Source organism: Flindersiella endophytica, from assembly GCF_054779015.1.
Window position 1 is genome coordinate 15,715 of the sequence record NZ_BAAGYY010000023.1, and the last position, 12,456, is coordinate 28,170.

Consider the following 12,456-nt stretch of genomic DNA (forward strand, 5'->3'; position numbering starts at 1 on the left):
GCGAGGGGTCGTGGGTTCCGCATACGGTGGGCAGGTCTCTACGTGGGACGATGATCCCCAACACGATTGCGCAGGCATGGCCAGTCCAGGGGATCGGGGATGAGCAGATGACCGAACAACCGGGTACGGGACAGACGCCAGGCTGGGCCGCACCGGGCGGGACCGGGGCCGAGCCGAACCCACCTCAGGCGGGCGGCGGTTGGGGTATGCCGACACCTCCGCCGGGAGTCCCAGGAGGCCCGGGAAGCCCGGGAGGCCCCGGCGCTCCAGGCCAGCCACCACCCGGCTGGGGCACTCCACCTCCCCCGCCGCCTGGTGCTGGATGGGGGCAGCCGGCCTGGGGTGCGGGCCCGCCGCCGGCGCCGAAGCCGGGCATCGTTCCCCTGCGTCCGCTCGGGTTCGGGGAGGTTCTGGACGGCGCGTTCACCGCGGTCCAGCGCTACCCCAAGATCCTGCTGGGCCTCGCAGCGCTCATCGTCACCGGGCTGATGCTGGTGACGTTCCTCGTGATGTTCCTCGGTTTCGCCGACTTCTTCACCAGTGACGACATCGAGCAGTTCGGTGGCGCGCGGATCGTCTCGTTCGCGCTGTCGATGCTCGTGATCCTGGTGCTGTTCTGGATCGCCCAGCTCACGCTCACCGGCATGATCACGGTGACGGTCAGCCAGGGTGTGCTCGGCCGCCCGGTCACCGTCCGCCAGGTGTGGGACACCGCCAAGGGCCGCATCCTCAGCCTCTGCGGCTACTCCCTCCTCCTCGGCGTCGCCGTCCTCGTCGCGTTCGCTGTGGTGTTCGCGGTCTGCGCCGGGCTGATCTACCTCACCCAGCAGGCCGGCGTCATCGCGATCGGCATCATCGTCACCGTTCTGCTCGCGATCGGCATGGCCGTCGGATCGTTCTACGTGTCGATCCGGCTCGCGCTCGCCCCCGCCGCGCTCGTGCTCGAGACGCGCCCGGTCGACCCCGGGTTCGCCGGCGGGCAGCAGCGCAGGCTCGGCATCATCGAGTCGATGCGCAGGTCCTGGTCGCTCGTGCAGGGCCGGTTCTGGCGTACGTTCGGCCTGCTCTTCGTCTCGTCGCTGATCGCCGGCGTGATCGCGTCGATCATCCAGTACGGCTTCCTCTTCCTCGGCGTGGGCATCGCCGCCGGAGTCAGCGCGGCCACCTCGTCGGAGGTTCTCGGCGGTGCGATCAGCGTGCTGCTGTACGGCATCGGCTCGGTCGGCTCGACCGTGCTCCAGATGTCGTTCATCTCCGCCGTCAACGCACTCATCTACGTCGACTCGCGGATGCGCGGCGAGGGCCTCGACCTCGAGCTCGCCAGCATCACCGGCGGCGACCGGGCCGCCGACCCGGCTGCCGCTCACCCATGGGCGGCCCGGTGATTCCTGCCGAGCCGCCGATCGACATCGGGCGGGCGGAGGCCGCCGATGCCGCCGGCCGGGAGCTCTCCAAGGGCATCTATCACCAGGACGACCCGAGCATTCCGCAGCGCGTCATCGACTGGCTCAGCGACTGGATCGAGCGCCTGCTCAGCGAAGTCGACAACGCCTCGCCCGGCGGCCTCACCGGCCTGCTGATCATCGTCGGGCTGATCGTCGTCGCGGCGATCATCGTCCGCTGGCGGGTCGGCCCGCTGGCCCGGGCGCGCAAGCGAGCCAGCGCGATGGTGTTCACCGACGGCCAGCGCAGCGCGGCCGAGCACCGTACGGCCGCCAATGCAGCGGCCGCCGACGGCGACTTCGCCGTCGCGATCCGGGAGCGGTTCCGTGCTCTCGTACGCGAGCTCGAGGAGCGCACGCTGCTCGATCAGCGCCCAGGACGTACGGCCGACGAGGCCGCCGCCGAGATCGCACGGCTGGCGCCGCAGGCCGGCGACACCGTACGCGCCGCGGCCGGGATCTTCGACGAGGTCTGGTACGGCGGCAGGCAGGCCGACAGCGCACGTTACGAGCAGGTCGCCCGGGCCGACGAGCAGGTGTCGGCCATCCGGCGGGTGGCGGTGACCGCTTCGTGAGCGCGCCGACCCCACCCGCCTCCCCGACCACAAGCGGGGCCGAACCGGCCTCCATCTCACCTACTTCCAGCAGTGCGACCGCCCGGCAGGCCTGGCAGCGGTTCCGCGGTCCGCTGCTGATCATCGGCATCATCGTCGTCGCCGGCCTGGTCTACGGCATCCTGACCAGCCGGTCCACCGGCGGGCCGATGGACCCGCAGTCCGCGCAGCGCCCCGGCGCCCGCGCCCTGTCCGTACTCCTCGAACAGCGCGGCGTCGACGTCCAGCGAGTCGACCGGATCGACGCCGCACTCGACAACGCGGGTTCGGACGCCACGCTGCTCGTCACCGTCCCCGATCGGCTGACCGGCCCGCAGCTGAAGCGCCTCGGCGACGCCGGCTACGCGCGGATCGTGCTGTTCGAGCCCAGCGAGGGCACCCTGGGCGCGATCACCACCAAGAAGGTCTTCGCGGCCGGGGACGCCCTGGCCAAGGTCCGCGACCCGGGCTGCGAACTGCCCGCCGCGAAACGGGCCGGCCCGGTCGACGTCCGCGGCCCGATGTACCGCGCGCCCGTCTCGGTCGGCACCGGCCCTGGTAACGGCACCGGAAGCGGTGTCGAGGTCTGCTACGGCGACGGCACCCGCGGCGCGGTCGTCGAGGTCGCCGGCGAGCCCACGCTCGACCTCGTCGGCTCTCCGCGGTCGTTCTCCAACGCCGAGCTCGCCAACGAGGGCAACGCCGCGCTCGCGCTCAACCTCCTCGGCCACGACTCGCGGCTGGTCTGGTACCTCCCCTCGCTGCAGGACGTACCCCGGCAAGGCGACCCCGACAGTCCCGAGGGCCGGCAGGTGAGCATGTGGTCGCTGCTCCCCGCGAACGTACGGTTCGCCGCCGGAGCCGTCGCGGTCGGCGGGATCTTCCTGATGATCGCCGCAGCACGCCGGCTCGGACCGGTCGTACCCGAGCCGCTGCCGGTCGTGGTCCGCGCGTCGGAGGCCGCGGAGGGCCGGGCCAGGCTCTACCGGCGGTTCCGGGCGCGCGACCGGGCCGCCGCCGCGCTACGCCAGTCCACGCGAACCCGGCTGCAGTCGGTGCTCGGCCTGCCCTTCAACGCGGGAGACCCCGCGCTGTTCTCCGCCGTGTCCGCCCGGACCGGCCGCACCGCGGAAGAGGTGGCAGGCTTGCTCGGCGAGCATCCGCCTGAGGATGACGGCGGGCTGGTACGCCTCGCAGCTGACCTTGACACGCTCGAGCAGGAGGTACGTAGATCGTGAGTCAGCCGACCTTTACTCCGGTTGGAACCGGGTCGCCGGAGACCGCTCGGCAGGCCCTGATCAGCCTGCGCGAAGAGATCGGCAAGGCGGTCGTCGGACAGGACGCCGCCGTCACCGGGTTGATCATCGCGCTGCTGTGCCGGGGCCATGTCCTGCTCGAAGGCGTACCCGGTGTCGCGAAGACGTTGATGGTCCGCGCGCTCGCGGCCGGTCTGCAGCTCGGCACCAAGCGGGTGCAGTTCACGCCCGACCTGATGCCGGGCGACGTGATCGGCTCGCTGGTCTACGACTCGCGTACGGCGGAGTTCGAGTTCCGCGAGGGCCCGGTCTTCACCAACCTCCTGCTGGCCGACGAGATCAACCGGACACCTCCGAAGACCCAGGCCGCGCTGCTGGAGGCGATGGAGGAGCGCCAGGTCACGATCGAGGGCACGGCGCGTGCGCTGCCGGATCCGTTCGTGGTGGCAGCGACGCAGAACCCGATCGAGTACGAAGGCACCTATCCCCTGCCGGAGGCGCAGCTCGACCGCTTCCTGCTCAAGCTGCATCTCACGCTGCCGTCCCGCAACGAGGAGATCGCCGTGCTGTCGCGGCATGCGGGCGGCTTCGACCCGCGCGACCTCGAGGCGGCAGGCCTGCGAGCGGTGGCCGGCGCCGCCGACCTGGAGGTCGCCCGGCAGGCGGTCGCGGTCGTCCAGCTGCGGCCTGAGGTGATCGGGTACGTCGTCGACCTCGCCCGCGCGACCAGGGAGTCGCCGTCGCTGCGGCTCGGGATCTCGCCGCGTGGCGCGACCGCGCTGATGCGGGCGGCCCGGGCGTGGGCCTGGCTGTCCGGCCGCGACTACGTGACGCCCGACGACGTGAAGGCGCTGGCGCTTCCGGCGTTGCGGCACCGGGTCGAGCTGCGTCCGGAGGCCGAGCTCGAGGGCGTCACGGCCGACGCGGTGCTGAGCGGCATCCTCGCGACCGTGCCCGTGCCGCGGTAGGCACTCATGGCGATCACCTTCCGGGCCGCACTGTTCATGCTGGCGAGCGCGCTGGTCGTGGGCTTCTTCCTGCCGCACCTGTGGGCGGTGTGGGCCGCCACCGGGTTGGTGCTCCTGCTGATCGCCTTCGACGTGGTGGCAGCGGCGTCCGTACGACAGCTGCGGTTCGCACGGGAAGGCACGAACGCCGTCCGGCTCGGCGAGCCGGCCGAGGTGTCGTTGCTGGTGACGAACCCGTCCTCGCGAACCCTGCGCGGAGTCCTCCGTGACGCCTGGCCGCCGTCGGCCGGTGCGGAGTCGCAGCGGCACCGGTTGGCTGTCCCTTCCGGCGAACGGCGGCGGGTGACCACACAGCTGCGGCCGACCCGGCGAGGTGACCGGCAGGCCTACCGCGTGACCGTGCGGGCACTTGGTCCGCTGGGGTTCGCCGGGCGGCAGAGCTCGCACACGGTTCCGTGGACCGTCCGCGCGCTGCCGCCGTTCGAGAGCCGCAAGCACCTGCCGTCGCGGCTGGCCCGGCTGCGCGAACTGGACGGGCGGGCCTCGGTGCTGGTGCGCGGGCAGGGCACGGAGTTCGACTCGCTGCGCGACTACGTACACGGCGACGACGTTCGCTCCATCGACTGGCGGGCGACCGCCCGGCGGCAGGCGGTAGTCGTGCGCACCTGGCGGCCGGAACGCGACCGGCACGTGCTGATCGTGCTCGACACCGGGCGCACCTCGGCCGGCCGGGTCGGCGACGGCACGCGGCTCGACCATGCGCTGGATGCCGCTCTGCTGTTGTCGGCACTGGCCACCCGGGCAGGAGACCGGGTCGACCTGCTGGCGTACGACCGTTCCGTGCAGGCCGACGTCGAACGGGCGGGGCCGCAGGACGTGCTGCCGCGGTTCACGTCCGCGATGGCGGTGCTCGAGTCCAGGCTGGTCGAGACCGACCACCGCGGCCTGGTGACGGCGGTGAGCTTGCGCGCGAGCCAGCGGTCGCTGGTGGTGCTGCTCACCGGCCTCGACGCCGCGGTGATCGACGAAGGCCTGTCGCCGGTGCTCGGTCCGTTGCTGAAGCGGCACGAGCTCGTGATCGCGTCGGTGGCCGACCCACGGATCCAGGAGCTGGCTGCCGGACGCGGCTCGGCGGAGGCCGTCTACGGTGCGGCGGCGGCCGAGCAGGCCCGGTCGGAGCGGCGGCGTACGACGGAGTTGCTGGAGCGGCGTGGTGTCACGGTCGTCGACTCGCCACCGGACCGGATCGCGCCGGACCTGGCCGACACGTACCTCGCGTTGAAGAAGGCCGGGCGGCTCTAGGCGGTGTCCTGTAAGTGTCGGCGGATACCGAGGACGGTCATGGCGCCGTTCGTGGGGGTGAGCACAGGCGGACGGAGTCGATCGCACAAGGCCATACGGGCGATCTTCGTCCAACGCAGCCAGCGTGGGGCCAGGGCCGCCGCAGCCGGGCGACAGTTACAGGACACCCCCTAGGCTCTGCCCTGCTTGAAGCCGGCGAACTCCACCTTCTGCTTGGGTGTGTGGCTGACGTCGACCTTGCCGAAGCCGGCGGTTGCCAGGCGGTCGGGCAGGGTCGCGGGGTCGACCGTGGTCATGGTGTCGCCGATGTGGATGAAGCGGAATCCCAAGCTGGGCAGGCTGTCCGCCCCCCTGAGTACGCCGCCCGGCTTGAGCACACGGTACGCCTCGGCGAAAAGCCTGTCCTGCAAGGCAGATGACGGCACGTGGTGCAGCATCGTGAAGCAGACGACGGAGTCGAACGTGTTGTCCTCGAACGGCATGTCGGCACCGTCGCCGTGGACGATCTCGACGTTGCCGCCGTCGAACTCCTTGCGCAGCAAGGTGGCTGACGCTTCGTCGACCTCGAGTGCGGTGACCTGGCCGGTGAGGCCGGCGAGCACCCGCGTGGTCGCGCCGTAGCCGGGGCCGACCTCGAGCATGTGGTCACCGAGCTCGAAGCCGGCCAGCCGCTTCGGCAGGTTCTGGGCGACGCCCTCGGCCCACTTCGCGGAGCTGCAGATTCTGCGGTGGAAGTAGTTCATCGGCATGCTCTCGACCGTAGAGCCCTGCGCGCATGTCCGGTAGGCGATAGATTGCCAAGTGATGTCGCTGTACAGACACGAGCACGGCGCCATGCTGCTGCGCGACCTCCCACTCCCGTCCGGCAGCTGGTTCCCGTGGCACGTCCACGGCCAGCATCAGCTGGTGTGGGCCTCCCAGGGCGTGGCCGCGGTGAACGCCGGTTCCGCCCACTGGGTGCTGCCGCCGACGCGGGCGCTGTGGCTGCCGGCCGGGGTGACGCACCGCACCGGTACGCACGGACGGGCCCAGCTGCACGGCATCTACGCCGATCCGGCGCGCTGCCCGATCTCGTGGACCGAGCCGCGGATGGTGGCCGTCCGGCCGTTGCTGCGTGCGCTGCTGGAGCACCTCGCGGGAGACGACCTGTCAGCCGGCGAACGACAGCGGGCCGAGGCGGTCGTGTTCGACCTGCTCGAGCCGGTCCCGGTCGTACCCATCACGCTGCCTTGGCCGTCCGACCCGCGAGCCGTGGCGGTCGCCGAAGCTCTGCTCGCCGACCCGTCCGACGCGCGCGACCTGGAGGCGTACGGCCGCTCGGTCGGCGCGAGCGAACGCACTCTCGCGCGGCTGTTCCTCGCCGAGTGCGACATGACGTTCGGCCGCTGGCGCACCCAGGCCCGGCTGCGGGCGGCACTCACGCTGCTCGCCGACGGGATGCCGCTGACCGGGGTTGCGCCCAGGGTGGGCTACTCCTCGCCGAGCGCGTTCGTCGCCGCCTTCCGCCGCGCGGTCGGCGTCACGCCCGCGGAGTACTTCAGGGCTTCCCACTGACCAACGGCAAGCCGACCGTCACGACCAGCCCACCGCCCTCGCGTGGCTCCGCACGGACGGATCCCCCATGTGCGTTGGCGATGGCCCTAACGATCGACAGGCCCAGTCCGAACCCCCGGTCCGCGCCAGTACGCCGGTCGCCGCCACGCCGGAACGGTTCGAACCACGACTCGATCTCGTACGCCGGCACGCTTTCGCCGGCGTTCGTCACCGTCAGTTCGGCGAGCTCGCCGGACACCGACGTCCGCACCGACAACCAGCCATCCGCGATGTTGTGGCGGATCGCGTTCTCGACGAGGTTGTGGGCCAGCCTCTCCAGCAACACCGGGTCGCCAAGCGCTGGAGCCGACGTCAGCTCCAGGGAACGGCACTTCGCCCCCAGGACGTCGACGACATGTCCGGCGATCTCGGCCAAGTCGACCGGACGTCGCTCGGACAGGGGGTTTTCGGAGTCGGCCAGCGTCAGCAGGCCGTCGATGAGCCGTGCGTGCCGGTCGTTGACGTCGAGCAGCGTCGCGCCGAGCCGGCGGACCTCGGCACCGGCATCGGGATCAGTCGTCACCAGCTCGACGAGCGCGCGGTTCAACGTCAACGGCGTGCGCAACTCGTGCGACGCGTTCGCCACGAACCGGCGTTGCCCGTCGAACGACCGGTCGAGCTGTTCCAGCATGGCGTCGAAGCTGTCGGCGAGCTGCTTCACCTCGTCGCGCGGACCGGCGAGCGCGATCCGTTCGTGCAGGCCCCGCCCGCTGGCGCCGGCGATCCGCTGCGTGGTCTCGGTGATCCGCTGCAACGGCCGCAACGCCCGCCCGGCCACCAGCCAGCCGAACCCGCACGCCAGTACGCCGACGCCGCCGAGCGCCAGCCCACCCTGCGTGAGCAACGAGCCCAGGGCGGCGTCGCGGACGCGTTCCTGGGCTTCGCGGATCGCCTGGACGTCGGCCTGGTCCACCGCCCCGCCGGACTTCGCGGCTTCCTCACGCATCGCCGTGACCCTCGCGTCAGCCTGGGAACGCAGCTGGGCCTGAACGCTGTTCTGCACCAGGAGGTACGTCACGCCGAGCAGCACTGCACCCGCGACGAAGAACAGTCCGCCGTACAGCGCGGTGAGCCGCGCACGCAACGTCCAGCGTTTCATGGCAGGCGATACCCCGCTCCCGCGACGGTTTCGACGACCGGCGGGTCGCCGAGCTTCTTGCGCAACTTCATCACCGTCACCCGTACGACGTTGGTGAACGGGTCGATGTTCTCGTCCCAGGCCTTCTCCAGCAGGTGTTCGGCGGACACCACTGCTCCGTCGGCGCGCAGCAACTCGACCAGGACGGCGAACTCCCGGTTGGCCAGCACGATGGGCCGGCCGTCGCGGAACACCTCGCGGCGCGCGGGATCGAGGCGGATGCCCGCACGTTCGAGCACGGGTGGCCGCGCGGGCTGGTTGCGGCGGGCCAGTGCGTGCACGCGCGCCGACAGCTCGGCGAACGCGAACGGCTTGGGCAGGTAGTCGTCGGCGCCGATCCCCAGCCCCGCGACCCGATCGCGTACGCCGGCCGCGGCCGTCAGCATCAGTACGCGCGCGGGCGAGCCGTTGTCGACGATCGCGCGGCAGACATCGTCGCCGTGGACGACGGGCAGGTCGCGATCGAGCAGCACGACGTCGTAGTCGTTGACCGCCAGCCGCTCCAGCGCGGCCCCACCGTCCAGCACGACGTCGACGGCGAACGACTCGCGGCGCAGCCAGGTGGCGATCGCGTCCGCCAGGATCGGCTCGTCCTCGACGACCAGGACCCGCATGCTCTCTCCCTTCGGCAAGACCATCCTGCCCTGGCCCGCATAACCACGGCATAACCAGCCGGTGCGCGGGTTACGTCTTGGTTATCGCCGGTTCGCTGTGCTCGTACCCATGAAACGAATCGCACTGATCATCGCAGCGCTCGGCGCGCTGACCATCGCCGTCGCGTGCTCGCCGGCCGAGACTGGAACCGGAACCGCACCGGAAACCGGTCAGCCCAGCCCGACCCCGAGTGCCACACCCGATCCGCTCGCGTTCACGCAGTGCATGCGGGACAAGGGCATCGACATGGACGATCCGGACCCGGACAGCGGCCGGCCCAAGCCCGGTAAGGATGTCGACCCGAAGGGCGAGGCGTACCAGGCCGCGATGAAGGACTGCCAGCACCTCCTGCCCGGCAGTGTCTCGAACGAGTCCAGCGACCCGGAGAACCTGAAGGAGTACCAGGCGTTCGCCACGTGCATGCGCGAGAACGGGATGCCGGACTTCCCCGACCCGCAGCCCGGTGGCCAGGGCATGTTCGGCAACGTCGATCGTACGAACCCGAACTTCGAGAAGGCTTCGAAGGCATGTCAGGACATCCTCAGCGGAGTGGACCAGTGAAGCGCATCCGGATCCTCGGCGGCGCCGTGGCCCTGCTGGCCGTCGCGACGACCGTCGTCGCGGCGACCGGTGCCGGCGGGGCGCTGTTCGGAGGTGGCGGGCCGGATGCCGTACCGAGCGCGTCCGGCCTGCCGCCGGCGACCGCGAAGGTGGCCAGGACCACGCTGGTGCAGACCGAGCAGGTCAGCGGGACGTTGTCGCACGGCACGCCGGTCGCCCTGCCGGCGCGGTCGAACGGAACGTTGACCTGGATGCCGCCGGACGGCTCGGTGGTGAAGCTCGGCAAGCCCGCCTACAAGGTGAACAACGAGCCGGTCATCCTGCTGAAGGGAACCCTGCCGGCGTACCGCACGCTGAAGGTGGGCGTCGAGGGTGCCGACGTCAAGCAGTTCGAGCAGAACCTCAAGAGCCTTGGATACAAGGGATTCGACGTCGACGACTCGTACACTTACTACACCGCGCAGGCCGTGGAGGACTGGCAGGACGACCTCGGCAAGGAGGAGACGGGGAAGGTCGGGGTCGGCGACATCCTCTACGCGACGGGCGACATCCGCGTCGCCGTGCCGCAGGCCAGTGTGGGCGCACCGATCGGCAACGGAACGACCGTCTACACCTACAGCGGAACCAAGCCGCTGGTCACGGTCGCGCTCGACGCCGCGAAGCAGAACCTCGTGAGCAAAGGGATCTCGGCGACCATCACCCTGCCCGGTGGAAAGACGGCGCAGGGCAAGGTGGTCGAGATCGGCACGGCCGCGACCAAGCAGGACGGCGAGGGGAAGACGACCACGACGATCGCGGTCGTACTCGAGCTGGCCGATCCCGCCGCCGCGGGCACGCTGGACGCCGCTCCCGTCGATGTCGATCTGGTGTCCGAGACCCGCGAGAACGTACTCGCCGTGCCGGTTGCCGCACTGGTCGCGCTCACGCAGGGCGGCTTCGGAGTCCAGGCGGTCGAGGGTACGGCGGTCTCGTACATCCCTGTGAAAACAGGCATGTTCGCCGGCGGCAAGGTCGAGATCTCCGGCTCCGGCATCACCGAGGGCGTCGTCGTGGGGATGCCGAAATGAGCGCGATCGTCGAGCTGCGCCAGGTGTCCAAGACGTACGCGGGTGGCGTCACGGCACTCAAAGGGGTCTCGCTGAGGATCGAACGTGGAGAGCTGCTCGGCATCGTGGGCCCGTCCGGCTCAGGCAAGTCGACGATGCTGCACGTGATCGGCACGCTGGACCGCGTGTCGTCCGGTGTCGTGCGGATCGACGGGCACGACGTCTCCACGCTGCGCGACCGCCAGCTGTCGGCGCTGCGGGCCCGCACGATCGGCTTCGTGTTCCAGCAGTTCCACCTGTCGCCCGGCGTGTCCGTACGCGACAACGTGGCTGACGGCCTGCTCTACAACGGGGTCCGGCGTCGCCGGCGGCGGGCCCTCGCCGAGGCCGCCTTGGGGCGGGTCGGCCTGGGGCACCGGATGCATCACCGTCCCCACGAGCTCTCCGGCGGCGAGCGGCAACGGGTCGCGATCGCCCGAGCCGTCGTCGGCGAGCCGCCCGTACTGCTGGCCGACGAGCCGACCGGCAACCTCGACTCGGTCGCCGGGACGGGCGTCATGACGTTGCTGCGCGAGCTCCATGCCGCCGGTACGACCGTCGTCATCATCACGCACGACCGGCGGATCGCCGCGACCCTGCCCCGGCGCGTCGAGATGCTCGACGGCCAGTTGGGAGGCGACCGATGAGCGACCGGCTCGTACCTGCCCGGCTCGGATTCGCCGACGTCGTACGCGTCGGTGGCGCCGGGTTGCACTCGCGTCCGATGCGGGTGTTCCTGTCCGCCCTGGGGATCGCGATCGGCATCGCCGCGATGATCTCCGTCGTGGGGATCTCGACGTCCAGCCGGGAGGACTTCAACCAGCAGATGGAGTCGATCGGCACGAACCTGCTGACCGTAGGGCCGGGACAGACGTTGTTCGGAGAGCAGTCGCACCTTCCCGGCGAGTGCATCGCGATGATCGGCGCCATCCCGCCGGTGACGTCGGTGAGCGCGACCGGAAAGCTCAGCGCGGCGAGCGTTTACCGCAACGACAAGATCCCGGTGGGCCAGACCGGCAGCATCGCCGTCCTGGCCGCGAAGACCGACCTGCCCGACACGGTGGGTGCGATGCCGGCCAGTGGGGTGTTCCTCAACGCCGCGACGACGGAGTACCCCGCTGTCGTGCTCGGCGCGACCGCCGCCTCGCGGCTCGGGGTGGGCGCGGCCGGGCCGAAGCAGCAGGTCTACCTCGGTGGGCACTGGTTCACGGTGGTGGGCGTGCTGGCCCCTGTCGTTCTCGCGCCGGAGCTCGACTCGGCCGCGCTGGTCGGGTGGCCGGTCGCTCAGTCCCTGTTGGGATTCGACGGCTTCCCGACCACCGTCTACACGCGCAGCGAGGAGAGCGCGGTGAGGGACGTCCAGCAGATCCTGGCGGCGACGGCGAACCCCGAAGCACCGAACGAGGTCGAGGTCTCGAGGCCGTCGGACGCGCTCGAGGCCAAGCAGGCGGCCGATGCCGCGTTGAGCGGGCTCCTGCTGGGGCTGGGCGCGGTCGCGTTGCTCGTGGGTGGGGTCGGCGTGGCCAACACGATGGTGATCTCGGTGCTGGAACGCCGTGCCGAGATCGGACTGCGCCGCTCACTCGGTGCGACGCAGGGGCAGATTCGGCTGCAGTTCCTGGCGGAGTCGCTCCTCCTGTCCGGCCTTGGCGGCGCGGGAGGGGTGTTGCTCGGGAGCGCGGTGACGGTGGCGTACGCCTCCTGGCAAGGCTGGCCGTCGGTCGTACCGGCCTGGGCGATGCTCGGCGCCCTGACGGCGACGCTGGTGATCGGCGGCCTGGCCGGCCTGTACCCAGCGATCCGGGCAGCCCGCCTCGCCCCGACCGAGGCACTCGCGGCTTCCTGATCTGTCGGTGCGCGCTGC

At 71.0% G+C, this 12,456-nt stretch carries 13 protein-coding genes; 10 read left to right on the top strand and 3 right to left on the bottom strand.

Going from position 1 to position 12,456, the window contains the following annotated elements:
- The first annotated feature begins 107 nt into the window (after positions 1-107).
- Genes ACYVF6_RS24455 through ACYVF6_RS24475 form a run of 5 tightly spaced genes read left to right on the top strand, consistent with a single transcriptional unit; the run spans position 108 to position 5,561 of the window.
- Positions 108-1,385 (top strand): hypothetical protein, encoded by a 1,278-nt coding sequence (locus ACYVF6_RS24455; protein ID WP_460524838.1) that lies wholly within the window; start codon positions 108-110, stop codon positions 1,383-1,385.
- Positions 1,382-2,017, top strand: coding sequence for a DUF4129 domain-containing protein (locus tag ACYVF6_RS24460; protein WP_460524839.1), 636 nt, complete (start codon positions 1,382-1,384; stop codon positions 2,015-2,017). The genes ACYVF6_RS24455 and ACYVF6_RS24460 overlap by 4 nt, the downstream gene beginning before the upstream one ends.
- Entirely contained in the window at positions 2,014-3,273 is a 1,260-nt protein-coding gene (locus ACYVF6_RS24465) for a DUF4350 domain-containing protein (RefSeq protein ID WP_460524840.1), read from the top strand. Before ACYVF6_RS24460 ends, ACYVF6_RS24465 begins: the two co-directional genes overlap by 4 nt.
- The gene (locus ACYVF6_RS24470; protein WP_460524841.1) at positions 3,270-4,259 is read left to right on the top strand and encodes an AAA family ATPase; all 990 of its coding nucleotides are present in this window, start codon (positions 3,270-3,272) and stop codon (positions 4,257-4,259) included. Before ACYVF6_RS24465 ends, ACYVF6_RS24470 begins: the two co-directional genes overlap by 4 nt.
- 6 nt (positions 4,260-4,265) lie before the next feature.
- A complete protein-coding gene (locus tag ACYVF6_RS24475) occupies positions 4,266-5,561 on the top strand; it encodes a DUF58 domain-containing protein (RefSeq protein WP_460524842.1) in 1,296 nt (431 codons plus the stop codon).
- A gap of 170 nt (positions 5,562-5,731) precedes the next feature.
- Here ACYVF6_RS24475 and ACYVF6_RS24480 read toward each other — a convergent pair whose 3' ends face one another.
- On the bottom strand, positions 5,732-6,310 hold the full coding sequence (locus ACYVF6_RS24480; RefSeq protein WP_460524843.1) for a class I SAM-dependent methyltransferase: 579 nt from the start codon (positions 6,308-6,310) through the stop codon (positions 5,732-5,734).
- A gap of 55 nt (positions 6,311-6,365) precedes the next feature.
- Between ACYVF6_RS24480 and ACYVF6_RS24485 the strand changes: the two genes are divergently transcribed.
- Positions 6,366-7,115: an AraC family transcriptional regulator gene (locus ACYVF6_RS24485; protein WP_460524844.1), complete on the top strand. Its 750-nt coding sequence runs from the start codon at positions 6,366-6,368 to the stop codon at positions 7,113-7,115.
- On the opposite strand, the gene ACYVF6_RS24490 is transcribed toward ACYVF6_RS24485, so the two are convergent.
- The gene (locus ACYVF6_RS24490; RefSeq protein WP_460524845.1) at positions 7,099-8,253 is read right to left on the bottom strand and encodes a sensor histidine kinase; all 1,155 of its coding nucleotides are present in this window, start codon (positions 8,251-8,253) and stop codon (positions 7,099-7,101) included. The two genes, ACYVF6_RS24485 and ACYVF6_RS24490, sit on opposite strands and share 17 nt — an antisense overlap.
- A complete protein-coding gene (locus ACYVF6_RS24495) occupies positions 8,250-8,906 on the bottom strand; it encodes a response regulator transcription factor (protein ID WP_460524846.1) in 657 nt (218 codons plus the stop codon). The genes ACYVF6_RS24490 and ACYVF6_RS24495 overlap by 4 nt, the downstream gene beginning before the upstream one ends.
- Before the next feature lie 109 nt (positions 8,907-9,015).
- On the opposite strand from ACYVF6_RS24495, the gene ACYVF6_RS24500 reads away from it, so the two are divergent.
- The 4 genes from ACYVF6_RS24500 to ACYVF6_RS24515 are packed head-to-tail and all read left to right on the top strand — an operon-like array spanning position 9,016 to position 12,438.
- A complete protein-coding gene (locus ACYVF6_RS24500) occupies positions 9,016-9,507 on the top strand; it encodes a hypothetical protein (protein ID WP_460524847.1) in 492 nt (163 codons plus the stop codon).
- The gene (locus ACYVF6_RS24505; RefSeq protein WP_460524848.1) at positions 9,504-10,574 is read left to right on the top strand and encodes an efflux RND transporter periplasmic adaptor subunit; all 1,071 of its coding nucleotides are present in this window, start codon (positions 9,504-9,506) and stop codon (positions 10,572-10,574) included. Before ACYVF6_RS24500 ends, ACYVF6_RS24505 begins: the two co-directional genes overlap by 4 nt.
- Positions 10,571-11,239, top strand: a complete 669-nt coding sequence (locus ACYVF6_RS24510) for an ABC transporter ATP-binding protein (RefSeq protein ID WP_460524849.1) — start codon at positions 10,571-10,573, stop codon at positions 11,237-11,239. The genes ACYVF6_RS24505 and ACYVF6_RS24510 overlap by 4 nt, the downstream gene beginning before the upstream one ends.
- Positions 11,236-12,438 (top strand): ABC transporter permease, encoded by a 1,203-nt coding sequence (locus ACYVF6_RS24515; protein ID WP_460524850.1) that lies wholly within the window; start codon positions 11,236-11,238, stop codon positions 12,436-12,438. Before ACYVF6_RS24510 ends, ACYVF6_RS24515 begins: the two co-directional genes overlap by 4 nt.
- Positions 12,439-12,456: the final 18 nt, after the last annotated feature.

What these genes read in the sequence shown, in the direction of transcription:
- ACYVF6_RS24455 (WP_460524838.1), top strand. Translation starts at nt 108, where the DNA reads ATGACCGAACAACCGGGTACGGGACAGACGCCAGGCTGGGCCGCACCG.
- ACYVF6_RS24475 (WP_460524842.1), top strand. Translation starts at nt 4,266, where the DNA reads ATGGCGATCACCTTCCGGGCCGCACTGTTCATGCTGGCGAGCGCGCTG.
- ACYVF6_RS24480 (WP_460524843.1), bottom strand. Translation starts at nt 6,310, where the DNA reads ATGCCGATGAACTACTTCCACCGCAGAATCTGCAGCTCCGCGAAGTGG.
- ACYVF6_RS24485 (WP_460524844.1), top strand. Translation starts at nt 6,366, where the DNA reads ATGTCGCTGTACAGACACGAGCACGGCGCCATGCTGCTGCGCGACCTC.
- ACYVF6_RS24490 (WP_460524845.1), bottom strand. Translation starts at nt 8,253, where the DNA reads ATGAAACGCTGGACGTTGCGTGCGCGGCTCACCGCGCTGTACGGCGGA.
- ACYVF6_RS24495 (WP_460524846.1), bottom strand. Translation starts at nt 8,906, where the DNA reads ATGCGGGTCCTGGTCGTCGAGGACGAGCCGATCCTGGCGGACGCGATC.
- ACYVF6_RS24500 (WP_460524847.1), top strand. Translation starts at nt 9,016, where the DNA reads ATGAAACGAATCGCACTGATCATCGCAGCGCTCGGCGCGCTGACCATC.
- ACYVF6_RS24510 (WP_460524849.1), top strand. Translation starts at nt 10,571, where the DNA reads ATGAGCGCGATCGTCGAGCTGCGCCAGGTGTCCAAGACGTACGCGGGT.
- ACYVF6_RS24515 (WP_460524850.1), top strand. Translation starts at nt 11,236, where the DNA reads ATGAGCGACCGGCTCGTACCTGCCCGGCTCGGATTCGCCGACGTCGTA.